The sequence below is a fragment of the Pseudomonas petrae genome, from assembly GCF_021728295.1.
GTDB classification, from domain to species: domain Bacteria; phylum Pseudomonadota; class Gammaproteobacteria; order Pseudomonadales; family Pseudomonadaceae; genus Aquipseudomonas; species Aquipseudomonas petrae.
Map to the genome: position 1 here is coordinate 54,172 of NZ_JAKJXE010000005.1, position 23,746 is coordinate 77,917.

General features: G+C 61.3%; 19 protein-coding genes and 3 pseudogenes. 11 read left to right on the forward strand and 11 right to left on the reverse strand.

Annotated elements, in window-relative coordinates:
* A pseudogene (locus tag L4G42_RS09905) lies at nt 1-609 on the reverse strand (uroporphyrinogen decarboxylase/cobalamine-independent methonine synthase family protein); the annotation flags it as partial.
* A gap of 207 nt (nt 610-816) precedes the next feature.
* Here L4G42_RS09905 and metR point away from each other — a divergent pair.
* Entirely contained in the window at nt 817-1,734 is a 918-nt protein-coding gene (gene metR, locus L4G42_RS09910) for a transcriptional regulator MetR (protein WP_065992512.1), read from the forward strand.
* A gap of 125 nt (nt 1,735-1,859) precedes the next feature.
* Here the strand turns inward: metR and L4G42_RS09915 are convergent, their stop codons facing one another.
* The 3 genes from L4G42_RS09915 to L4G42_RS09925 all read right to left on the reverse strand — a co-directional run bounded on the left by L4G42_RS09915 (nt 1,860) and on the right by L4G42_RS09925 (nt 3,790).
* Nucleotides 1,860-2,264, reverse strand: a complete 405-nt coding sequence (locus L4G42_RS09915) for an NUDIX hydrolase (protein WP_237250359.1) — start codon at nt 2,262-2,264, stop codon at nt 1,860-1,862.
* 2 nt (nt 2,265-2,266) lie between these two features.
* Entirely contained in the window at nt 2,267-3,358 is a 1,092-nt protein-coding gene (gene ddlA / locus L4G42_RS09920) for a D-alanine--D-alanine ligase (protein ID WP_237250360.1), read from the reverse strand.
* A 162-nt stretch (nt 3,359-3,520) separates the two neighbouring features.
* Nucleotides 3,521-3,790: a type B 50S ribosomal protein L31 gene (locus L4G42_RS09925; protein WP_237250361.1), complete on the reverse strand. Its 270-nt coding sequence runs from the start codon at nt 3,788-3,790 to the stop codon at nt 3,521-3,523.
* Between the two features lie 200 nt (nt 3,791-3,990).
* Here L4G42_RS09925 and L4G42_RS09930 point away from each other — a divergent pair, with 200 nt between their 5' ends.
* Nucleotides 3,991-4,362, forward strand: coding sequence for a hypothetical protein (locus L4G42_RS09930; RefSeq protein ID WP_237250362.1), 372 nt, complete (start codon nt 3,991-3,993; stop codon nt 4,360-4,362).
* 80 nt (nt 4,363-4,442) lie between these two features.
* Here the strand turns inward: L4G42_RS09930 and L4G42_RS09935 are convergent, their stop codons facing one another.
* Entirely contained in the window at nt 4,443-5,768 is a 1,326-nt protein-coding gene (locus L4G42_RS09935; protein ID WP_237250363.1) for an APC family permease, read from the reverse strand.
* Nucleotides 5,769-5,928: 160 nt separating this feature from the next.
* Nucleotides 5,929-6,744 carry a carbon-nitrogen hydrolase family protein gene (locus tag L4G42_RS09940; protein ID WP_237250364.1) on the reverse strand — a complete coding sequence of 272 codons (816 nt, stop codon included), beginning with the start codon at nt 6,742-6,744 and terminating at the stop codon, nt 5,929-5,931.
* Nucleotides 6,745-6,876: 132 nt separating this feature from the next.
* Between L4G42_RS09940 and L4G42_RS09945 the strand changes: the two genes are divergently transcribed.
* The 7 genes and pseudogenes from L4G42_RS09945 to L4G42_RS09970 all read left to right on the forward strand — a co-directional run bounded on the left by L4G42_RS09945 (nt 6,877) and on the right by L4G42_RS09970 (nt 14,949).
* Nucleotides 6,877-7,689 (forward strand): response regulator transcription factor, encoded by an 813-nt coding sequence (locus L4G42_RS09945; RefSeq protein ID WP_237259787.1) that lies wholly within the window; start codon nt 6,877-6,879, stop codon nt 7,687-7,689.
* Nucleotides 7,690-7,766: 77 nt separating this feature from the next.
* Nucleotides 7,767-9,380, forward strand: coding sequence for an FMN-binding glutamate synthase family protein (locus tag L4G42_RS09950; protein ID WP_237260789.1), 1,614 nt, complete (start codon nt 7,767-7,769; stop codon nt 9,378-9,380).
* Nucleotides 9,381-9,690: 310 nt separating this feature from the next.
* The gene (gene opgC / locus L4G42_RS26300) at nt 9,691-9,837 is read left to right on the forward strand and encodes an OpgC domain-containing protein (RefSeq protein WP_419789361.1); all 147 of its coding nucleotides are present in this window, start codon (nt 9,691-9,693) and stop codon (nt 9,835-9,837) included.
* Nucleotides 9,818-10,210, forward strand: a pseudogene (gene opgC / locus L4G42_RS09955) (OpgC domain-containing protein); the annotation flags it as partial. The gene opgC (L4G42_RS26300) and the pseudogene opgC (L4G42_RS09955), both read left to right, overlap by 20 nt.
* Nucleotides 10,211-10,345: 135 nt before the next feature.
* Entirely contained in the window at nt 10,346-13,468 is a 3,123-nt protein-coding gene (locus tag L4G42_RS09960; RefSeq protein WP_237250366.1) for a transglycosylase domain-containing protein, read from the forward strand.
* Between the two features lie 120 nt (nt 13,469-13,588).
* Nucleotides 13,589-14,182 carry a PadR family transcriptional regulator gene (locus L4G42_RS09965; RefSeq protein ID WP_237250367.1) on the forward strand — a complete coding sequence of 198 codons (594 nt, stop codon included), beginning with the start codon at nt 13,589-13,591 and terminating at the stop codon, nt 14,180-14,182.
* Nucleotides 14,179-14,949 (forward strand): siderophore-interacting protein, encoded by a 771-nt coding sequence (locus L4G42_RS09970; RefSeq protein WP_237250368.1) that lies wholly within the window; start codon nt 14,179-14,181, stop codon nt 14,947-14,949. Before L4G42_RS09965 ends, L4G42_RS09970 begins: the two co-directional genes overlap by 4 nt.
* 157 nt (nt 14,950-15,106) lie before the next feature.
* On the opposite strand, the gene L4G42_RS09975 is transcribed toward L4G42_RS09970, so the two are convergent.
* Both L4G42_RS09975 and L4G42_RS09980 read right to left on the reverse strand, forming a co-directional pair.
* Nucleotides 15,107-15,769: a Pr6Pr family membrane protein gene (locus tag L4G42_RS09975; protein ID WP_237259789.1), complete on the reverse strand. Its 663-nt coding sequence runs from the start codon at nt 15,767-15,769 to the stop codon at nt 15,107-15,109.
* Nucleotides 15,770-15,802: 33 nt separating this feature from the next.
* A complete protein-coding gene (locus L4G42_RS09980; protein WP_074888901.1) occupies nt 15,803-16,030 on the reverse strand; it encodes a VF530 family protein in 228 nt (75 codons plus the stop codon).
* A gap of 683 nt (nt 16,031-16,713) precedes the next feature.
* Here L4G42_RS09980 and L4G42_RS09985 point away from each other — a divergent pair.
* Both L4G42_RS09985 and L4G42_RS09990 read left to right on the forward strand, forming a co-directional pair.
* Entirely contained in the window at nt 16,714-18,096 is a 1,383-nt protein-coding gene (locus L4G42_RS09985; RefSeq protein ID WP_237250370.1) for a carbohydrate porin, read from the forward strand.
* Nucleotides 18,097-18,207: 111 nt separating this feature from the next.
* Nucleotides 18,208-20,640 (forward strand): glucose/quinate/shikimate family membrane-bound PQQ-dependent dehydrogenase, encoded by a 2,433-nt coding sequence (locus L4G42_RS09990; RefSeq protein WP_237250371.1) that lies wholly within the window; start codon nt 18,208-18,210, stop codon nt 20,638-20,640.
* A gap of 105 nt (nt 20,641-20,745) precedes the next feature.
* On the opposite strand, the gene L4G42_RS09995 is transcribed toward L4G42_RS09990, so the two are convergent.
* From L4G42_RS09995 to L4G42_RS10005, 3 genes and pseudogenes are all read right to left on the reverse strand, one after another.
* Complete coding sequence (locus L4G42_RS09995) at nt 20,746-21,177, reverse strand: group I truncated hemoglobin (protein ID WP_237259791.1); 432 nt, start codon at nt 21,175-21,177, stop codon at nt 20,746-20,748.
* On the reverse strand, nt 21,177-22,082 hold the full coding sequence (locus L4G42_RS10000) for a DUF3034 family protein (protein WP_237260791.1): 906 nt from the start codon (nt 22,080-22,082) through the stop codon (nt 21,177-21,179). The genes L4G42_RS09995 and L4G42_RS10000 overlap by 1 nt, the downstream gene beginning before the upstream one ends.
* Nucleotides 22,082-23,716 (reverse strand): annotated as a pseudogene (locus tag L4G42_RS10005) (putative bifunctional diguanylate cyclase/phosphodiesterase); the annotation flags it as partial. The pseudogene L4G42_RS10005 and the gene L4G42_RS10000, both read right to left, overlap by 1 nt.
* Nucleotides 23,717-23,746 lie beyond the last annotated feature (30 nt).

Consider the following 23,746-nt stretch of genomic DNA (forward strand, 5'->3'; position numbering starts at 1 on the left):
GCTGATTGAACCTGCGACCCACAGGTTATCGGCGAAGCGCAGTCGAGCTTCCTTCACCACCTCTAGCGCGGCTTCACCGTCAGCACCAGCGGGATCAAGTTCGCCAGCGACACCCAGTGACAGCACCTTATAAATCGGCAGGCGGTCCAGCACCAAGGGCATTTGCTCCGGCGCGCTCAGCACATCCACATGCAGGCCTTGCACGGGCAAACACACCGCAAGGCCAAGGTTGCTGCCCAGCCCAAGCCCTCCGCAGGAGACCGCGAGCAGCTTTTTAAGCGGCGAATATTGCAGGGCGTGGTAAGCGCGCTCGAAGGCGTTCTTCCAGTCCTGCGGCAGGTCTTGGGTCAGAATCGGCTCGTCGATCTGCACCCACTCGACGCCCTTGCCCGCCAGTCGCCCGAGGATTTCACCATAAACCGGCAGCAGACGGTCGAGCAGCTCAAGCTTGTCGAAGCCCTCACCCTCAGCTTGCCCCAGCCAGAGGTACGTCAACGGGCCGATGATCTCCGGCCGGAGGGTGTTGCCGACGGCGCGGGCCTGGTCGACCTCATCGAACAGCGCCGCCCAGCTCAGGTTGAAGCGCTGATCCGGGGTGAACGTTGGCACTGAATCCACATCAACGCCGTTCCCAAGGGCTTCGAGTATGTGCCGGAAGCCGCTGGCCACGCCGATGTGAGGAAAATCCGAGTTGTTGACCAGGCCCATGCTGACTGCTCCCTTCAAAAGATGGCGCCATTGTCGACACTTCCCCTTACATGAGACAAACTCATTAAATTCGTGTTGATCACAAAATTTACTCATGGAGCGCCATCGGTGCTGGAAATTCGCCACCTGAAAACCCTGCATGCATTACGCGAAGCAGACAGCCTCGTCGACGCCGCTGACCGTCTGCATCTGACGCAGTCGGCGCTGTCGCACCAGTTCAAGGAGCTGGAAGAACGTATGGGCATGCCGCTGTTCGTGCGCAAGACCAAACCGGTGCGGTTCACCAGCGCGGGCTTGCGACTGCTGCAACTGGCCGACTCGGTGCTGCCGCAGCTGCGCCATGCCGAGCGGGATATCTCGCGGCTCGCCGGCGGTGTCGCCGGGCGCCTGCACATGGCCATCGAATGCCACAGCTGCTTTCAGTGGCTGATGCCGACGATCGATCAGTTCCGCGATGCGTGGCCGGAGGTGGAACTTGATCTGGCGTCGGGCTTCGCTTTCGCGCCCCTGCCCGCCCTGGCCCGCGGCGATCTGGATCTGGTGGTGACCTCGGACCCGCTGGAACTGGCAGGCATTACCTATGTGCCGTTGTTTACCTACGAGGCGATGCTCGCGGTCGCCAATCAGCATCCGCTGGCGGCCAGGCCTTATGTGGTGCCGGAAGATCTGATCAATGAAACCCTCATCACCTACCCCGTCGAGCGCGACCGCCTGGACATTTTCACGCGCTTTCTCGAGCCGGCCGACATCGAACCGGCGCAGGTGCGCACGTCCGAGCTGACGGTGATGATGATGCAACTGGTCGCCAGCGGCCGCGGCGTATGTGGGATGCCGCACTGGGCGCTGCATGAATACAGCTCACGCGGGTACGTGAAGGGCAAGCGGCTCGGGGAAAAAGGATTGTTCGCCACGCTGTACGCGGCGATTCGCGCAGACATGCTGGACGCGCCCTACATGCGTGACTTCCTGCTGACGGCAAAGGACACGTCGTTTTCGACTTTGGACGGGGTGAGCGCGGTTCGTTAATGGCCGTGCAATAGGTAAATTGCAGGAGCGCGCTTGCCCGCGAAAAGGGTCATGTACAACCCACCTTCATGGCCTGATACGTCCATTCGCGGGCAAGCGCGCTCTTACAGTTGATGGTGTCGAACTCAGGGCGTCGCCATGCTCCGGTACAACGGCAATATCGAATCCCGGGTCAGCGGCGCGAGGTGCAACTGGTCGATATTCCCGCCGTCGACCCAGATCGCTTCCTCGATCTCGGCCGCGGGATTGACCGGGTCCTCAACCTGAACGCCATACAGCTGGCAGTTCACTTCGAAGCCCGGCTCATTCGCCGCCACCGCCGAAAACTCACCCAAAAATCGCGCGTGTTCAGGCGCGATGACCAGCCCCAGTTCCTCGTTCAGCTCGCGGGCCAGCGCATCGAGCGCCGACTCACCTGCGTCGATCTTGCCGCCCGGCTGCATGAACGCTTCGGTCCCGAGCTTGCGCACCAGCAATGTCTTGCCATCGGCTCGGGTCAGCAGCGCGGCGGCAATACGGAGCGTTTTCACCGTCACAGCACCACCTCGGTCTTCAGCGCGCGGGTTTCTTCAGCACGTTCCAGCGCCAGGGCGATCAACCGGTCGATCAGCTCGGCGTAGCTCAATCCGCTGGCCTGCCAAAGTTTCGGGTACATGCTGATGGAGGTGAAACCGGGAAGCGTGTTGACCTCGTTGATGATGATTTCCCGTGCCTCGGTAACAAAGAAATCCACCCGCGCCAAACCGGCGCAGCCCAGCACGCGATAGGCCTGCAGCGCCACTTCACGCACGGCCTCGCTCATGTCTTCGGGCAACTGCGCGGGGATGGCGATGCGCGCCTGACCGTCATTCAGGTACTTGGTGTCATACGCATAAAACGCGTCATTGGCCACGACCTCACCGCACACACTGACCTTCGGCTCGTGGTTGCCCAGCACGGCGCATTCCACCTCACGACCGACGATGCCCTGCTCGATCAGCACCTTGTTGTCGTAGTCGAAAGCCAGTTTCAGGGCGGCGGCGTAACCGGCTTCGTCAGTGACTTTGCTCACGCCGACCGACGATCCCTGGCACGCAGGTTTGACGAAAAGCGGCAGGCCCAGTTGGGCGGAGACGCTGACAAAATCCACCGTCTCGCCACGGTGAAGGACCACGAACGGCGCGACCGAAATACCCGCATCGCGCAGCAGCCGTTTGGTCACGTCCTTGTCCATGCAGGCCGCCGAGCTCAGCACATCCGGGCCCACGAACGGAATGTCCAGCAGGCGCAACATGCCCTGCAGACAGCCGTCTTCCCCGAAACTGCCGTGGATCAGCGGGAACACCACGTCGATGCGCGGCACCTCCTGCCCGGTCTGCACTTCCACGAACTGCGGCCCGCTCGCGCCCGGCATCAGCGAAAGCAGACGGCCGGATTCACTGAGTTTGATGTGCGCCGGATCGGTGGGGTTCTGCAGGTAATCCTGCTCGTGGAAGCGCAGCCAATGGCCCTGCTTGTCGACGCCAATAAGGGTGATGGAAAAGTTATTGCGATCAATCGCGTTGATCACGTTGCGCGCCGATTGCAACGACACTTCATGCTCGGAGGATTGCCCACCGAAAACGATGGCGACTGACTTTTTCAAAGGGGGATGCTCCTGAATTTCAGGTCGCAGAGCTAAAAGCAATTTGGCCCGATAGTCCAGTGCCAAGGTGGCGTGCGAGACGGAATACAGGAAAAACGGGCAAAAAAAATCCCGCGCCCGGGTGATCGACTGGCGATGCCCGGAGCGCGGGAGGTGCCGCTGTCATTCCTCTTTCTTGGCGCCGGAACCGAAGGTCGCGAAGCGCTTGTTGAAGCCCGCGATTCGGCCTTCGGTGGTGGTCTTGCGCTGTTGGCCGGTGTACATGGGATGCGACGCGCTGGACACGTCGAGGGCAACATAAGGATAGGTGTTGCCATCGGTGTGAGCATGCGTGCGGTCGGTATCAACCGTAGAGCCGATCAGGAAAAACACATCGGCAGCGGTGTCGTGGAACAGCACCTGACGGTAGTCGGGATGGATGTCGGCTTTCATCGTCTTTCTCCAGAATGTAAGCAATCATGTAATACGTTATACAGTATCAATTCAACGAAGTTCAATCGGAACCAATTTTGTAACGGTTACAACTTTCGCCTTTTCCGCCGCCTCCCCTGCCGCTAACGTTCGCGCCTCTGACGACCCCAGCCCGGTCCTCAACGGGAACGGAATGAACAACAACACCAGGAGGTAGTGCCATGCACTTGATCGATCGATACGAAATGAGCGTCCCGGGACACATGAAGCTGATTGACGCCCGCAGCGCGTTGAATCATCTGCAGCGTCTGGTCCAGGCAACCGACGGCAAGCCTGAATCCGAGCAGCTCATCGACCTGCTCACCACGGTTGTGGAGGCCCTGCACGAGGCCGCCGACGACGTCATGCCTGTCAATGACCACGACGTGTTCATGCGCCAGGCGTGCGAGTGGAACTACATCGCGCTGTCTCCCAGAGAGCGCGAAGTCCTTCACGAAATCCGCTGCTGCAACAACGATGGCAAAGAAGACATCTATCGCATGATCAGCGAGACACTGGACCTCAAGCCGATGCCGATGCCAGAACCTCAATAATCCACGGTTGCGTTCAGGATCTGCGCGCAAAAAAAGGGGCGCCTGTGAATAGCGCCCCTCCTGCATGGCTCGTCCAGTCGCTATGCCGCTTCTTGAAAATCCATTTCCGGCGGCTGACGACGGAACCCGCCAGTCAGCCACGCCAGGTACACGCAGCCGACGGCCAACCAGGCCAGACCCAGCATGATTGCCAGCTTGTCCAGGCTGATCATCAGCCACAAATCGGCAATCAGACCAATCAATGGGCAGATCAGAAACAGCATCAGCTCGCGGAGCCCGCGTTTCTCGCCTGCAATCCAGTAGTGAAAAATGACCGACAGGTTGACCAGACTGAACGCCAGAAACGCACCAAAGTTGATGAACGAGGTGGACGTGGTGACGTCCAGTTTCAGCGCCAGCAACGCCACCACCGCGCACAGCAGAATGCTGTTGACCGGCGTACCGAACCGTTCGCTCAGGCTGGCAAAGAACGACTTGGGCAACACGCCGTCGCGGCCCATTGCATAGAGCAGGCGCGAGCCGCTGGCCTGGGCAGAAAGCCCTGATGCGAACTGCCCGACGATGAGGCCAATGAGGAAGATCGTCACGAACACGTCGCCGCCGATGTTGCGCGCAATTTCATAAGCGGCCGAGTCAACGTTCTCGAACTGCGCGGAGGGATGGGCAAGCTGCACGAAGTACGACACGCCGACAAAGATCAATCCGCCGATCAGCGTAATCAGCATGATCGCCCGAGGGATGGTGCGGCGCGGATCACGGGTTTCTTCAGTCAGGGTGCTGACGGCGTCGAAGCCCAGAAAGGAATAACAGGCAATCGCCGCTCCGCTCATGATCAACGGCATCTGCATGTCACCGTTCAGGAAGGGCGACAGTGTCCACAACGGTTTGCTGGCGTCGCCGCCGATGTAATGAATGCACAGCGCCACGAAGGCGGCGAGCACCAGGAACTGCACGATCATCAGCAGGGCGTTGATGGTATTGGCGAGCTTGAGGCCGACGATGTTGATCAGGCTGGTCACGACGATGAACGTCAGCACCCACACCGGCTGTGGCACAGACGGGAACGCAGAGCCCAGATACGCGGCACCGATCAGCCAGATCGCCATGGGCAAGAACAGGTAATCCAGCAGCACCGCCCAGCCGGCAATAAACCCCAGCTTGGGGCTGATGGCTTTGCGCACGTAACTGTAGGCAGAACCGGCCACCGGAAACGCAGCCGCCATGCGGCCGTAACTCATGGCCGTGAAAAACATGGCAACCAGTGCCGCAAGATAGGACGCGGGGACCATCCCGCCGGTGGTTTGCGCGAGGATGCCAAAGGTGCCGAGCACAATGATGGGGGTCATGTAGGCGATGCCGAACAGCACCACCGACCCTAATGAAAGGGTGCGTTGCAAACGAGCCATGAGCGACTACTCCGAAATTTATAGGTTTTATGGCAGAGAAAAGTGCGGCAGAACAAAGGCGTATTTTTAGTTGGAGGGTGTGCATCCACTGCCGCGCTCAACGCGACAGTGAGGGTTCATTCTTCTTATGAGGCTTGTTATGGATGTCTCTTCTGACGCTTCAGGGAATCATCAGCTCGCGCACGCCGTCGGCATGTTCAATGACCTCGCCCGGCAGCCGCAGGCGCTGGTCATCCAGGTAGCGGTAATCGCGACGCGCAGCCTGTAGCTGCCGAAGATCGAGTTCGACGGTGAGTTGCGTGTCTTCCCGACCAGCCTCGTGCAACAAAGTCCCGAACGGGTCAACCAGTGCGCTGCCGCCGGCGAATACCAGCCCGCCCTCGCCTTCGCCAACCCGATTGACCATGAGCGCGAACGCCTGATTTTCCTGAGCCCGGGCCATGATCGCGGTGCGGTGGGTCGGACCGTAGGGGTCCATGTTGCCGTTGGTGACGATGATCAGATCAACGCCGAGTTGGGCCAGCGCGCGGGCCGACTCCGGGAACTCGATGTCGTAGCAGATCAACAGGCCGACCCGCAGCCCGTTCCACTGGCAGGTGGCGTATCGATCGCCCGCGCTGAACACGCCGCGATCGGAAGCCCACAAATGCGTTTTGCGGTAACGCAGGGCGATGCCTTCGGGGGTAATGAGCAACGTGGTGTTGAAGAACGCGCCGTTGTCATTTTCGGCCATGCCGATCACGACAGAGACACCGCGCGCCCGCGCCGCTTCACGAATGGCGCTGACACTGGGGCCGTCCAGCGCTTCGGAAACCCGGGCGACGGTCTCGCTGGAGGGGAAGCCCATCAGGTGCGTTTCCGGGAACACGATCAGCGCAGTGTCGTCAGCGCATCCCGCAATGGCATTCAGCGCGCGCTTGAGATTGTGGACGATGTCGTTGTCCTGGCCCGTCAATTGGGCGAGTTCCACCTTCATGGGTTCTCCTTATAAGGTCGCGGGCCGGTCGGGCACAAAATGCTGGCCTGATGATTGGCTCTGCGGGCAGTATGCGCATCAGCACGTGTTACGGGGAATTACGCAGCTGTAGTAACCCAATAGGGGTAGAGAATGACAATCGCACTTCAGGACATGGCCTGGCATCGCTCGGTCGGACAGTTGATTGAAGCGCTGGACCGCCCCAATTTCTGGGCCCAACTGGTGCGGCTGCTTGATCAGTACGTCAGTTTCGATAGCTGGGTCGCGTTGCAATTCAGCTCCGGGCAGCGCCCGCAGGTGTTCGCCGAGAGCCCGGCTGAAGACGGAAGCCCCGACCAACTGTTTCAGGATTACCTCAAAGGCCTGTACCTGCTCGACCCCTTCTATGTCGCCAGCCGCGAGCGCTCGCAAAGCGGCCTGTTCCGCCTTGCCGAAGTCGCACCCGAGCACTTCGAACTCACGGAGTATTACCAGCGCTACTTTCGGCTGAACGTCGTCGCCGATGAAATCCAGTTCAATTGCCAGATCGATCAGGACCGCACCCTGTGCCTGTCCCTGGGCTCAACCCAACGATTCAGCGCCGAGCAGATTGCCCTGCTGTCGATGATTCAGCCGTGGGTCATCGCATTGTTACGCCAGCGTCTGCCGTTTGAACTGGAAGCGGCGGCGAGCGATGCGGACCAACTCGACACGCCGTTGCCAATGAGCAACTGGCGCAAACAGCTGGAAGCATCGGCTCAGCACAGCCGTGGCGCGCAATTGACCGCGCGGGAGCTGGACGTGGGCCGACTGATGCTCAGCGGCTGTTCGAGCAAGGAAATCGCCCGCAAGCTCGCTATTTCTGCGGAGACCGTGCGCGTCCATAAAAAGCACATGTACAGCAAGCTCGGCATCAAATCGCAATCCGAGCTGTTTTCGATCTTCCTGCAAGCGCAAAACGCTTGAGTTACCGGACCGTCTTGCCCGATCAAAAGCGCGGCACAGCGCTTCTCCCATCAACCGTGTAAAACCCAGGATCACTTATGAGCGTGTCTCTTCTCAGTCGCTACGCCGTATTCGTCGGCTGCGTGTTGTTTACCCTGTTAAGCCTCCCGTTTCTGTCCCACGAGTGGCTTTGGCCGTTCACACTGACGACCGCCGTGCTCAGCCTGATCGGGATGTTCGACCTGATCCAGGTGCCGCATTCCGTGCGCCGCAACTATCCGATACTGGGCAACATTCGCTACGCGGTGGAAAAGATTCGTCCGGAAATCCGCCAGTATCTGCTGGAGTCCGACAGCGACGCCCTACCCTTTTCCCGGGCCCAGCGCTCGCTGGTGTACGCGCGGGCCAAGAACGAAACGGCGGACAAACCGTTCGGCACGCTTATCGACGTCTACCAGACCGGCTTCGAGTTCATCAGCCATTCCATGCGCCCCGCGCCGCTGGCCGATCCGAATCAGTTCCGCGTCACGGTGGGTGGGCCGCAGTGCACACAGCCTTATTCGGCGTCGATCTTCAACATCTCCGCGATGAGCTTTGGCTCCCTCAGCGCCAACGCGATCCGCGCGCTGAACAAGGGCGCGAAGCTGGGCAACTTCATTCACGACACCGGTGAAGGCAGCATCAGCCCGTATCACCGTGAACACAGCGGCGACCTGACGTGGGAGCTGGGCAGCGGTTATTTCGGTTGCCGCACCGCAGACGGCCGTTTCGATCCCCAGCGCTTCGCCGCCCAGGCGCAGGACACGCAGGTGCGGATGATTGAGATCAAGATGAGCCAGGGTGCCAAACCGGGCCATGGCGGCATCCTGCCGAAACACAAAGTCACCCAGGAAATCGCCGATACGCGAGGCATCCCGATGGGCGAGGACTGCATCTCGCCGTCCCGTCACAGCGCGTTTTCAACGCCAACCGAAATGATGCAATTCATCGCGCAGTTGCGTGAGCTGTCGGGCGGCAAGCCGGTGGGCTTCAAGTTTTGCCTCGGCCATCCGTGGGAGTTCATGGGCATCGCCAAAGCCATGCTGGAAACCGGCATCCTCCCGGACTTCATCGTGGTCGACGGCACCGAAGGCGGGACCGGCGCGGCACCCGTGGAATTCACCGATCATATGGGCGTACCGATGCGCGAAGGCCTGTTATTCGTGCACAACACCCTGGTGGGCCTGAACCTGCGCGACAAGATCAAGCTGGGCGCCAGCGGCAAGATCGTTAGCGCGTTCGACATTGCCAGCGTCCTGGCCATCGGCGCCGATTGGGCCAACTCGGCGCGCGGCTTCATGTTCGCCATCGGCTGTATCCAGTCGCAAAGCTGCCACACCAACAAATGCCCAACTGGCGTCGCCACGCAAGACCCGTTGCGCCAGCGAGCACTCGTTGTGGAAGACAAGGCCCAGCGCGTGTTCAATTTCCATCGCACCACCCTCCACGCCCTCGCCGAAATGCTCGCCGCCGCCGGCCTCGACGCCCCGTCCCAGCTCGAAGCCAAACACCTTGTTCGACGCACTGCGGTGACCGAGGTCAAGCTGTTTTCGGAATCCCACGTTTTCCTCAAACCGGGGCAGTTGCTCAACGGCGTGATCGATAACAGCTTCTACTCGCGCATGTGGCGCATGGCGCGGGCGGACAGCTTTGAGCCGAATGAGATTGATTGATGAGTTGCACGCCCAGAGGTATCCACTCTCCAACCGGGCACGCGTTTAGTCAGTGGGACCATTGAGGCCGCGAAAGAGAATGTCGCAGCCTCATCGGTGCTGCCCGTATCACTGACTGGCAGCCTGCACCGCAGGATGAAATACTCCCAGCAATAAAGGCACGCGAGCGAGACACCCTGCAACATCCACCCTTTGCTTTTACCCCGCAAACCGACCACCCTGCGCGCCGCCGATCAGACCCTGCTGACAGCAAGGAACCATGGCCGCCACTGGCCCCATTTCTTTGAACACTTGTGCAAGGCCCACCGTGATGACGAACGGACGCGACCATCGGATCGACTTCTTTCGGGGTCTGGCGCCGATTTTCATTTTCTGGGATCACGTGCCGGCCAACCCAGCGGCGGCTTACGTGCTGATGGCGTCATCACCGTGCTGTGAAATTCCCCGGCGTGCATGACGCGCTCCTGCTCACAGCATTTACCGACCTGATCTACCCGATCAGCAAGACCGACCTGTTGCCGCTGCGCCTGTTGCACTTCGTTGCACTGACCTATGTCGTCGCGAAGATGCTGCCGACATCGGTGACCTGGCTCGACAACTGGCGCGTCCAGCAGACCTGCCGTATGGGTCGCTACTCACTTGAGATCTTCTGCCTCGGCGTCCTCCTCGCCCCGCTGGCCGACATGGCGAACGCGGTGGCGGACGATGCCTGGCAAATGCGAGTGATCACCGCGTTGCTCGGCCTGGGGTTGATGCTGCTGCTGTCGAACTGGCTGGAGTTGAACAAGCGGTTGGGGAGCCCGAAGGCGGCGCGGGTGGTGAAGGTTTGATGGGGTCCATCGCGATCCGGGACTGAGGTTGCACATCGGAAAGATCCTAAGCCCCAGCGCACAAAATCCCCGCCGCGCCACCCAGCGTCTACGCTTGTATCAAGTGCGATGTGCAGGTTTGACCGGGCCAACGATATGGGCGCTTTTTGGCATTCCGATACGAAGAAGGCTGCGGTCAAGGCTGACAGTCAGGGGAACGGATCAATGCCAGCCCATGCTCGCCCACGGCGTTACGTGTGGCGGTTTCTGCTGGTGGCGGTGCTGATGGCAGCGGTGATCCTGGGATTTGTGGTCTCGACCGAAGTCCGCAGCTCCCGTTTGCAGGCCCAGGAGTTCAGCCATCTGGCCCAAGGCCTGAGCTACACCGTCGAAGCCGGTCCCAGCGACGGGATTGTGTATCCCGGTGCCGGGCCTTTCGACAAGCGTCTGGGCTACTCCGACCTCGGCGAATTTCTGCCGCGCTTGCTCAAGCGTGACTACCTGATCAGCGCCCAGGCGCGTTTCTCCCCTGATCTTCTGTCCTACGCCAAGCGTGGTTTCTTCGTGCCGTATCAGGAAAAGATTCAGTCCGGCCTGACCATTTCAGACTGTCGCGCCGAGCCGCTGTATCAGTACACCTACCCCCAGCAGTTGTATCCGACCTTCGCCGCCATCCCGCCCGAGTTAGTCAACAGCCTGCTGTTCATCGAGAACCGCAACTTGCTGAATGAGCAGCGCCCGCTGGCCAACCCGGCGGTGGACTGGCCGAGGTTCTTCAAGGCGGCGCTTTCCCAGATGGCCAAAATGGTGGGGTTGCCGGGGCAATCGGCCGGTGGCAGCACGCTGGCGACTCAATTGGAGAAATACCGGCACTCGCCGGATGGCCTGACGCTGTCGGGCAGCGAGAAGATTCGGCAGATGGTGTCCGCCAGCGTTCGCGCCTACCAGCCGGGGCAGCAGACCCTGGAGGCGCGGCAGCGGGTGGTGCGTGACTATCTCAACAGCGTGCCGCTGTCGGCGGTCCCCGGTCATGGCGAAGTCCACGGCATGGCGGAAGGTTTGCGGGTCTGGTACGGCGCGGACTTCGACCGCACCAACCAGTTGCTGGCTTCGACGGCAAAGGACGATAAAACTTTGGCGGCACAGGGTTTGGCGCTGCGCGAAGTCCTGTCGTTGGTGATCGCCCAGCGCAGGCCCTCGCACTTTCTGGCGAAGGGCCGCAAGGAACTCGCGGATCTGACTGACAGCCATCTGCGCGTGCTCGCACAGAATAATGTCATCGATCAACCGCTGGCCGACGCTGCTCTGGCGGCCAGCGTAACCTATCGCGACTGGGTGCAGCAGCCGACCGTGCAGCCGATTGAGAGCAACAAAGGCATCACCGTCGCCCGCACCCGGCTGTCGAACATGCTTAACCGTTCGCTGTACGACCTCGATCGCCTGGATCTGTCGGCCACCAGCACGCTGCAAAACGACCTGCAGGTCAGCGTCGGTCAGTACCTGCGTGACCTCGCCAAGCCCGAGTTCGCCAGTCAGATGGGCTTGATCGGCGAACACCTGCTGACACCCACCAGCACCCAGGCGGTGCGTTACAGCTTCACCCTGTTCGAGCGCGACCCCGATGGCTCACGGGTGCGGGTGCAGACTGACAGCACGGATCAGCCGTTCGACATCAACGAGGGCAGCAAGCTGGAGCTGGGTTCGACGGCCAAGATGCGCGTGCTGACGACGTACTTGCAGATCATCGCCGAGCTGCACGACAAGTACGCCGATCTGCCCAACAGCGCCCTGAAAAAAGTCCCGGTCGAGGAGTCCGACCGCCTTAGCCGCTGGGCAGTGGATTACCTGATTCAGAACAACGATCGCGACCTCTCGAAGATGCTCGCTGGAGCCCTCGATCGTCAGTATTCGGCCAGCCCCGGCGAGAGCTTTTTCACCGGCGGCGGCCTGCACCATTTCAACAATTTTCGTCGGGAGGATAACGCCCGCAACCCCACCCTTCGGGAGGCATTGCGCGAGTCGATCAACCTGCCGTTCATTCGCCTGATGCGTGATCTGGTGCGCTACACCACCTACCAAGGGCCCAACAACAGCGCGGTGTTGCTCAAGGACGACAGCGATCCGAGACGTCAGGAATACCTGGCCGAGTTCGCTGACCGCGAGGGCAAGTCATTCCTGCTGCGGTTCTGGAAACGCTATAAAAACAAATCCACGCAGCAACGGCTCGACACCTTTCTCGACGGGGTACATCCCGCCGCGAGTCGACTCGCCGCCGTGCATCGCTACCTGTTGCCGGACGCTTCGCAAAGCGCGTTCAATGCGTTCGTGCGGGCACACATGGCCGGGGAAACGGGCAAAACGGCGCTGACCGAAAAGCGCCTGGACGAGCTCTATTTTGCCTACGGGCCCGGCAAGTTCGACCTGCCGGATCAAGGGTACGTCGCCCGCGTTCACCCGCTGGATCTGTGGCTGGTGGGTTATTTGTTGCAGAACCCGGACGCCACGTTCAAGGACGCCGTCGCGGCCAGCCGTTTCGAGCGTCAGGAAGTGTACAGCTGGCTGTTCAAGAGCCAGCACAAGAGCGCTCGCGACAGCCGCATTCGCACGATGCTGGAAATCGAAGCGTTTCTCGACATCCATCAGCGCTGGCAGCGGCTGGGCTACCCGTTCGATCATCTGGTGCCGTCGCTGGCGACCGCGATTGGCAGTTCCGGTGACCGACCTGCAGCACTCGCCGAACTCATCGGCATCCTCCAGAACGATGGCATTCGCCTGCCGGTGTTGCGCATCGACAGCCTGCACTTCGCTGCGCAGACGCCCTATGAAACGCAATTGGTCAACAACCCCGGACTGGGTAAGCGGGTGCTGCCATCGGAGGTCGCTGCGGCCATACGCGAGGCGCTTTCGCAGGTGGTCGATGCCGGCACGGCAAGGCGGGTGTCCGGCAGTTTCAAAACGCAGGATGGCAGCGTGCTGGCCATGGGCGGCAAGACCGGCACCGGCGACAACCGCATCGAGAGCATCGGCGCAGGCGGGGGAATCCTGGCGTCCAAGGCCATCAATCGCACCGCGACCTTCGTGTTTTTCATCGGCGACAACCATTACGGTACGCTGACGGCGTACGTCCCGGGACGCGCCGCCGAGAGCTTCAAATTCACCTCCGCCCTTCCGGTGCAAGTGCTCAAAGGCATGGCGCCGATTCTCAATCCCTACCTGGAGCCGGGCACTTTCACCCGGTGCAAGGCACCCGTCCCCACGCAGGTGGCAACGCGTCTGTAGCGAGCAGTCACCGAGTTCATGCCTCTGAAACCGGACGACAACCGTTCGTCTTAAAGCGTCTTGCGGAAACAATAAGATATATCTTAAGGTATATCTAACTTGTACCAAGAGATGAAAAAGATGAAAGACCACTCACACGATCACCCTCACCACCATCGCCCCCACTTCGGCGAACACGGCGATGGCCGCGATGGTTTCGAGAAACGTACCGGCCGTGAGCGCGGCGGCCGTGGGCCTCGGGTGTTTGCCCCGGGCGACCTGAAATTGATGCTGCTGGCGCTGATCGCCGATCAGCCATGCCACGGGTATGACTTGATTCGCCAGATCGAAGCGCTGTTCGACGGCGCCTACAGCCCAAGCCCCGGCGTGATTTATCCGACGCTGACCTTTCTGGAAGAAAGCGAGCTGATCCAGGGCGATGCCGATGGCGGCAAGAAGCGCTATCGCATCACTGAGGCCGGTCAGCAGTTCCTCACCGAACAGGCCGTCGCGCTGGATGGCGTGAAAATGCGCATCGAAGTCAGCAAGCGCTCGTTGCGCGGCCATGATCGTCCGCCGGAAATCCACGAGGCCGTGCACAACCTGCGGCATGCGTTGCAGATGCACCACGGCCGCTGGAACCCTGAGGAAATCCTGCGCGTTCGCGACCTGCTGAACGACACCGCGAAAGCCATCGTCGACGGCCAACAACCTGCTTCGGAGAAATCGCAATGAATGCACCCCAAGGAATTCATCGCGTCAGCCACGAAATCAAACGTCGCAAGTTGGAGGTGCTGAGGGTGACCGACATCACCCCGCGCATGCGCCGCATCACCTTGCACGGGCCGGAGCTTGAGGGGTTCATCAGCCTGGGCACGGATGACCACGTCAAACTGTTGTTCGCCACCACGCCCGAAGAGCAGGCGGCGCTGGACAGTGATGCGCCGTTGCAAAACGCTGAAGGCCCGCGCCCGGCGATGCGCGATTACACCCCGCGTCGCTACGACCCGCAGACCGGCGAGCTGGACATCGATTTCGTGCTGCATGGCGACGGTCCGGCGGCGACCTGGGCGGCTCAGGCAGAAGCCGGGCAAACGCTGAATATCGCCGGGCCTCGGGGTTCAATGATCGTGCCGGACATGTTCGACAGCTATCTGCTGATCGGCGACGAGACCGCCCTTCCCGCTATCGGTCGTCGGCTGGAAACATTGCCGGCCGGTCGGCGTGCGCTGGTGGTGGTCGAAATCGATAACGCAGCGGAGCGCCAGGCGCTGACGAGCGATGCGCAGATCGAGGTCATCTGGGTGGTGCGTGGCGAGCAGGATCTGCTTGAAGTCACGCGCCAACTGACCCTGCCGCAAGGCAGCTTGTATGCCTGGGTAGCGACCGAATCGTCCCGGTCACGCAAGCTGCGGCGCGTGCTGTTGGATGAGTTCAAGCTGGACGAAGCAACTGTCAAAGCTGCCGGATACTGGCGCGCGGACGGTTCGGAAGAAGAATGAGGCATACGCGCTACGAGGGGATAATGGAATGCATCTGATGCCCCCTTGCAGGAGCGCGCTTGCCCGCGAATGCGTTGGGTCAGTTCATGCAGCATCGACTGGAATACTGCAATCGCGGGCAAGCGCGCTCCTACAGGATGGGCGTCAGCCTTGGGGGTTACCCTTGCGCTTTGCGCCCTAATACTCTGTCGATCATCAACACAACCAGCCCGATCCCTAAAAACCCGGCCAGCACGCCCAACGCATTCGTCAGCGCCTTGGCCACTCCCAGCGTGCCGATATCGAGAAACGGATAGAGGTAGTCTCCGAAGGCATTTCCGCGTAACAGCAAATAGCCGAAGTAGACGACGGGATAGAGCATCCACATCAGCACATGTCGGGGTTTCAGCAGGCCTTTGGGTACGAGAAATAACCAATAGCCAAGGAACAGCAGCGGCATGACGTCGTGCAGCAATTCGTCGGCGATCCACTGCCAGCCCTGGGGCGTCCACAGATGGCGCAGCAGCAGGTTGTAGGCGAGGCTCACCAGAATGATGCTGGTGGTGATGCCGGCGCAGACAACGGGGGAACGGAAGAACCGATACCCCGCCGAATGCCGGTCAATGAGCGCACAGCTCAGCGCCACCGCCACCAGCGTGTTGGTGACCACGGTGAAGAAACTGCAGAAGCGCACCAGTCCGCCGACGAGGCTGGCGTGGTCGATCCATCGCCCCCAGAGAATCAGGTACAGCTGCACCGCGAGCCCGAACCAGCCGAGCATGGCGGCCGTGATGACGAAACGGCGCCGGCCTGGGGACAGGTGCAGCGTGGGGCTTTGCATGTCGATCAGATCCTTGGCAATCGGCGAGTCAGCTCACGGGCGCTTGGTGCGCGCCAGCTTGATGTACAACCCTTCGACCTTCTCTCGCGCCCAGGGTGTCTTGCGCAAAAACGTCAGGCTGGACTTGATGCTCGGGTCGCTCTTGAAGCAGCGAATGTCGATCCGCTCGGCCAGACCCGACCACTCGTAATGCTCAACCAGCGCAATGAGAATCTGCTCCAGCGTCACGCCGTGCAGCGGGTTGTTGTTGGGTGTGGTCATGGCGGGCCTATGGACGCTGATTGGACAGGACAGTTTCGCGAGCTGCGCACCTTAGCGGACGCACCGCTGGGTGTGAAGGGTTGGGTGATGGTGGGACCAGCTTCAGCCGGGAAAGCGTCATGCGCCACGCCGCAAATCTGCAGGTGACCCAACCGGCCCTTTCCCGGCTAAAGCCGGTCCTACCATTGAATCGCATGCACCCAGCCCATTCTCGCTGGCGCGACGCAGGATCCTAGTGGGACCGGCTTTAGCCGGGAAAGCGTCATTCGCCACGCCGCAAATTTGAGGGTGCCCACACTGGCCCTTTCCCGGCTGAAGCCGGTCCTACATTTGGATCACGCCAGCCGCCACGCCGCAGAATCCTACAACTGAACACACCTGCTAAACGCTCATCTATGCACCACCTGCAAGGGTCGGCGGCATATCGCCCTTCCCCGCTGCAACCTAAACAGCCGGACTGAACGCAGGACAGCGCTACCCTGCGCTCCCGCCACTGTTACGCCAACCGCAACGATCCATGTCGCAATTTCGACTTTTTAAAAAATCGTTAGCGTCCTATCATCGCCGCCCTAAACGCTGAAACGGTTAATTCGTCATTTGTTAAGACCTTGCAATGCGCCTCCGAAGCGTTGCGAGCGGCATCGCCTTTTGCTCTCGAATAACTCAAAAAGACCTCACGCCCTATGCCCAGTCATCTGAAACGCTCGACCTGCACCCCGACCTGCAAATCGCCCCGAGCCCTTCGTCATGCCAGCGCCCTGAGCCTTGCGGCGCTGGGTTTTGCGAGCTGCGCCCACGCCGCGCCTGCGTTCGACAGCACGTCGCCGTGGATGCTGGGTGACTGGGGCGGCAAGCGCAGCGAGCTTTCCGAACAGGGCTATGACTTCAAACTCGATTCAGTCGTCGAAGTAGGCTCCAACCTGCACGGCGGCTACAACCATGACAAGGCCACCCGTTACAGCGACCAGTTCGCCCTCGGCGCGCACATGGACCTACAGAAGATCCTCGGCTGGCACGACGCCGAATTTCAGCTGACCCTGACCAATCGCAACGGCGACAACATCAGCAATGACCGCGTGGGCGACCCGCGCACCGGCACGATTTCGTCGTCCCAGGAAGTCTGGGGCCGAGGCAACGTCACGCGCCTGACCGACCTCTGGTATCAGCAGAAATTTCTCGACCAGAGGCTCAGCGTCAAGGTCGGCCGGTTCAACGAAGGCGAAGATTTCAACACCTTCCCGTGCGACTTCCAGAACCTGGCGCTGTGCGGCTCGCAGGTCGGCAACTGGGGCGGCGGCATCTGGTACAACTGGCCGATCAGCCAGTGGGCGATGCGCGTCAAATACCAGTTGAACCCAGAACTGTTCATGCAGGTCGGCGCGTTCGAACAGAATCCGTCGAACCTCGAAAACGACAACGCCTTCAAACTCAGCGGCAGCGGCACCAAGGGCGCAGTCCTGCCCGTCGAGGTGGTGTGGTCGCCGAAGGTCAACGGCTTGCCGGGCGAATACCGCGCCGGTTACTACTACAGCACCGCCGACAGCAGCGACGTTTACAAGGACAGCAACGGTCGATACGCCGCCCAGAGCGGCGATGACTACGCCTCTTCGTCCAGCAAACATGGCATGTGGCTGACCTTGCGCCAGCAAGTCACCAGCGAGGCCAGCGACAACAGCCGTGGCCTGAGCCTGTTCGCCAACGGCACGCTGCACGACAAGAAAACCAACATGATCGATAACTTCGTTGCCCTCGGCGCGACGTACAAAGGCCCGTTCGACGCGCGCCCCGAGGATGACATTGGCGTGGGCATCAGCCGCATCCACGTCAACCCGGCGTACCGCAAGAACATCAACCTGCGCAATCAGGCCGAAGGCGTCTCGGACTACAACGACCCGGCGTTCCTGCCCGTGCAGGACACCGAATACAACGCCGAAATCTACTACGGCGTGCACGTCGCCAACTGGCTGACCGTGCGCCCGAACCTGCAATTCATCCGTCATCCGGGCGGCGTGAATCAGGTCGATGACGCACTGGTCGCGGGATTGAAAATCCAGTCCTCGTTCTGATCAGCCACTCGTCCGTCTGCATCCAGGCATCGGCATTGAAGGCATGACTTACCCGTCGCGCCTTCACGCCAACACGCGTTAACCACCACATCGTTACGGAGTACAACACTTATGAGCACTGAGGGTGCTTTTGGTAAGGGTCGCCTGCTTCCGAGCTTGCTCGGGCTGGTGATTCTGATAATGGGTCTGGCCTTGCTGGTCGGCGGCATCAAACTGCTGACGCTGGGCGGGTCGCTTTACTACCTGCTGGCCGGCATCGGCTTCGCCATCACCGGCGTCCTGCTGATGATGGGTCGCAGCGCCGCATTCGGCCTGTACGCACTGGTGTTGTTCGCCAGTACCGTGTGGGCGCTGTGGGAAGTGGGGCTGGATTGGTGGCAACTGGTGCCGCGTCTGGCACTCTGGTTTGCCCTGGGCATCGTGATGCTGCTGCCATGGTTCCGTCGTCCGGTCCTGCGTGGCCAGGTCGGCGGTGGCGGTGCTCGCGCATTGGGCGCCGCCGTGATCGTGGCGGGCATCGCTGCGTTGGCCAGCCAGTTCACCCACCCCGGTGAAATCAAAGGCCAGCTGGACCGCGAAACCGCCGGCACCACCAGCGCCGCGCCGGCCATGCCTGACGGCGACTGGCAGTCCTACGGGCGCACGGCCTTCGGCGATCGCTACTCGCCGCTGTCGCAGATCACCCCGGACAACGTCAGCAAGCTGGTGCCGGCGTGGACCTATCGCACGGGCGACATTCCGGGTCCGAACGATCCGGGTGAGACCACGGCCGAAAACACCCCGCTGAAAGTCAACGGCATGCTCTACGTCTGCACGCCGCACAGCCAGGTCATCGCACTGGACCCGGAAACCGGCAAGGAAATCTGGCGTTTCGATCCGAAGATCAGCAGCGGCAAGGCGGCCAACTTCAAGGGTTGGGCGCACATGACCTGCCGTGGCGTGTCGTATCACGATGACGCCGCCTACGCTGCTACCGCTCCGACCGAGGCTGCCGCCCCTGCGCAAAGCCCGGCCGCTCCGGCGGTTACTGGCGTAGCCAATAGCTGCCCGCGTCGCATCTTCCTGCCGACCGCCGACACGCGTCTGATCGCACTGAACGCCGACACCGGCAAAATGTGTGAAGACTTCGGCACCCACGGTTCGATCGACCTGAGCGCCAACATCGGCGCTTACGCACCGGGCGGTTACTACTCGACATCGCCACCGGCAGTGACCAAAGACCTCGTGGTCATTGGCGGTCACGTCACCGACAACGTTTCCACCGACGAGCCGTCGGGCGTGATCCGTGCGTTCGACGTGCACACCGGCCGTCTGGTCTGGAACTGGGACAGCGGCAATCCGGACGACACCACGCCGCTTGCCGAGGGCAAGACCTACACCCGCAACTCGCCCAACATGTGGTCGATGTTCAGCGTCGACGAAAAGCTGGGCATGCTTTACCTGCCCATGGGCAACCAGATGCCTGACCAGTGGGGCGGCAACCGCACCGAGGCTTCGGAGAAATTCAGCGCCGGCCTGGTCGCGCTGGACATCGCCACCGGTCACGTGAAATGGAATTTCCAGTTCACCCACCACGACCTGTGGGACATGGATGTCGGCGGTCAGCCAACGCTCATGGACATGAAAACCGCTGACGGCGTGAAGCCTGCTGTTCTGGCCTCGACCAAGCAAGGCAGCATCTATGTGCTGGACCGCAGCAACGGTCAGCCCATCGTGCCGATCAACGAAATCCCTGTACCCCAGGGCGCTGTTGCCGGCGATCACACGTCGCCTACACAGCCGAAGTCCGACCTGAACTTCATGCCGCCGCCGCTGCAAGAGCGCGACATGTGGGGCGTGACGCCGTTTGATCAAATGCTCTGCCGGATCGATTTCAAATCGCTGCGCTATGACGGCCCGTTCACCCCGCCGTCGCTGCAAGGCTCGTTGGTGTATCCGGGTAACTTTGGCGTGTTCGACTGGGGCGGCATTTCGGTCGACCCTGTGCGTCAGATTGCTTTCGTGAACCCGAGCTACATGGCGTTCCGTTCCAAACTGGTACCGGCAGCAGAAGTCGAAGGCGGCCCGGGTCGCAAAAGCGAAACCGAAGGCGTGCAGCCGAACAAGGGCGCGCCTTACGGTGTGATCCTCGAAGCGCTGTTGTCGCCAATGGGTCTGCCTTGCCAGGCACCCGCGTGGGGTTACGTGGCGGCGGTCGATCTGACCAACCACCAGACCCTCTGGAAGCACAAGAACGGCACCGTGCGTGACAGTTCGCCGGTTCCGATCCCGCTGACCATGGGCGTTCCAAGCCTGGGCGGCACGTTCATCACCGCCAGCGGTGTGTCGTTCCTCAGCGCAACGCTCGACCAGTACCTGCGCGCCTACGACGTTCGTAACGGCAAGCAGTTGTGGGAAGGTCGTCTGCCAGCAGGCGCTCAAACCACGCCGATGACGTACACCGGCAAGGACGGCAAGCAATACGTGCTGGTCGTTGCAGGCGGTCACGGTTCGCTGGGCACCAAACAGGGCGACTACGTTATCGCCTACAAACTGCCGGATTGATCAGCTCACTGATTAGCTTCGTGCAGTAACAGAAAAGGGGGTCCCGAAAGGTGACCGCCTTTTTTTGTGCGCGTTGAACGGACCCCCGGCGTGAAGCACGAGAGGCTATTTCTCGATCACTTCCCCGCGCTGAGGGGCGAGCCGGGCAATGAAGCGGTTCTGCGTCGTGACCGGAATGTGCTGCTCGTTCATCGCAGCGATAAGGTCCTCGACCAGCGCGTTGAAATCGCTGCGGCTGAGTTTCATGCCCTTGTGCACTTCTTCCAGGGAGTCACCCGTGTACGTGCACGGCCCGCCTGCCTCGACGCAGAACCTCTCGACCAGCTTGTCGCGCACCCGGACGATGTCGACCTTGGCGAAGTATTTATAGATGCGGTCATCCTGGGCGATGTGCAGCAGCATGCCTTCGACGATTTTCTGGATCCCGGCGCGTTGGCCCAGGTCTTGATAAAGGCTGTCGTCCTTGGCCGGCTGTTGGGCGCACCCCACCAGCAGCGACAAACTGAGCCCGACGATCAGCCACAAAGACCGCGGCATCAAAAACTCCCCTGCACGGAAAGGTACGTGCCGTTCTGGTTGTCCAGCGTGGCGATTTCACCGAGGTGCGCGTAGGCCAGCACCACGGAAACATGCTTGTTGGGAAACCAGCCGACAAAGAAATCGGCCCAGTCGCTTTCGCCGGCGAACGACAGGTTGTCGGGCTTCTCTCGATAGTCCATGCCCACCGCCCAGTGCGGGTTGAACAGGATGGCTGCGCCGCCCTCTTTCAGCACGCTGCGGGTATCGCGCCGGTCGCCGCCAAAGCCCATCAAACCGGTTTCGTTGGCGCGGCTGTAACGCAAGCCGGCGTTGACCACCACGTTGTAGCCAAAGGCCGCGCCCATGAACAGGCGGCTCGCCGTGACGTAACCCTCGACGTCCGAATCGCGCTTGGCGCCCACCAGGCTGGGGATGAGGAAATCGTTCTGGTGTTTGTATTCCAGCCCCGCCGACACCTGCGGCAACTGGTCATAGATCAGGTCGCCAAACAGACGGACCTTCACGCCAAAGATGTCCTGGGTAAGGTTGTCTTCCGGAAGGTTGAGCTTGCTGACCAGAGACCCGAGATCGAAGCGTTGATGGGCGTAGGAAACCTCCACGCGATTGCCATAGGACGCCGCTGCGCCGACCACATCAAGGGTGTAGTCCGGCAAGTCGACGTGGGTCGCGAACGCGTTGCCGCCCCACTCGTCCTGCTCGTCATACCCGGCCAGCAGGGCCCAGGGAATGATCCCGCCGCCTGCGCCGCCTTCGATGCTGCTGGCGCCGCCGGTGGCAATGAGTCGTCCCTGTTCGGCCTCAGCCGCTGGCGCAACCCACGCCGCGCAGGCGCCAACCACACTGGCCAGTACCACCGGGTTCAAATACGTCGAAAGGCGTCGTGCCATAAATACATGTGCCATCAGTGCACCGTCATGCCGGGAGGGAGCTGGGATCGGGCAATCCAGGCTTCGAATGCGATCGCATTCAGCGGCCGGCTGATCAGGTAACCCTGCGCGGTGTCGCAGTGCCAGCGCTCCAGCAAACGCAGGCTGTGTTCGTACTCGACGCCTTCGGCGACCACCTTCAGGCCCAGGTTGTGGCTCATCTCGATGGTCGAGCGCACGATGACGGCGTCTTCGCTGGTTTCATCCAGGTCGCGCACGAAAGACTGATCGATCTTCAATTCCTGCACCGGCAGCCGCTTGAGGTGCGCCAGCGAGGAATAACCGGTGCCGAAATCGTCCACCGACAGGCTGATGCCGAATTCGCGCAGGCGATTGAGCACTTTCAGCGACTGCTCGGGCTCGCGCATGATCGCGCTTTCGGTGATCTCGAAAATCAACCGTTCAGCGGGCACGCGGTACAGCTTGAGCAGCGCAGAAACGCGATCAGCCAGATCGTTGCCCAGCAGGTCGTCCGCCGAGATATTCACCGACACCTGCAGAACCAGACCGCGCTGCGCCCACTCGGCGAGCTGGCGCAGCGCTTCTTCGATCACCCAGTTGGTGAGGATCTGGATGCTGCCGGTGCGCTCTGCCAGCACGATGAACTCGGCAGGCGATACCGAGCCGAATTGCGGGTGCTGCCAGCGCAGCAAGGCCTCGGCCTGAGTGACCCGGCCGTTGCGAATGTCCAGTTTCGGTTGGTAATGCAGTGAAAGTTCGCCGTTACGCGCTGCCTGCCGCAAGTCGCGGATCAGACTGATCTGGCGCAGATGAGCCACATCCCGACCGTCCACATAGACCTGCAGACGCCCCGGCAACTGCGCCGCGTCTTGCCGGGCAATGGACGCACGCCTGAGCAACTCGGTCGCGGAATCGCCATTGGCCGGATAGGCCGCGATGCCGATGCAGGCATCCATCGCGATATCCTGCTCGCCGATGCGTTGCGGCTTGATCAGCAAACCCTGCAACCGGTCAGCCACCGCGACGGCGCTGTCGGTTTCAGCGTTTTGCACCAGCAGCAGAAATTCGTTATCGGACAGCCGCGCCACCGTATCGCCGGGACGCAGCGGCAATTGCAGTTGCTCGCTGATGATCCGCAGCAGTTGCTCGACCCCCTCGAGACCGACGTTGGCGCTGATCGCGCGGAAGTTATCGATGCCCAGGTAAAGCAGCGCCACTGGCCGTTGTGCAACCACCGCGCTGCCAAGGCGCTCCATAACCAACGCGCGATTGGGCAGCCCGGTGAGCGGGTCATGCAAGGCGTTGTGCGCCAGTTGCAGCTCACGCTCGGCGATCCCGCTCTGCATCGAATTGATGGCGCTGGCGAGCAGGCCCAGTTCGTCCCTGCGATCCAGCACCACCGGCGTGGCGTAATCACCTTCGCCAATACGCCGGGCCGCCTGAGCCAGCGCACTCACCGGCCGCGACAGGGTGCGCGCCAGTAACAACGCGCCGACCAGCGAACTAGCCAACGCCACGACAGTGATCCAGAACAGCGTCCGGTCCAGCGGCGCGAATGCCTGCATGGCCTGATCCAGCGGGCTCTGCAGCAGGGCCACGACCTCGCTGTCGCTGTTGCTCCCCAGCCGCAGGGTTTTGCTCAGAAAACTCTGGCTCTGATGCTCGGTCATCTGCATCTC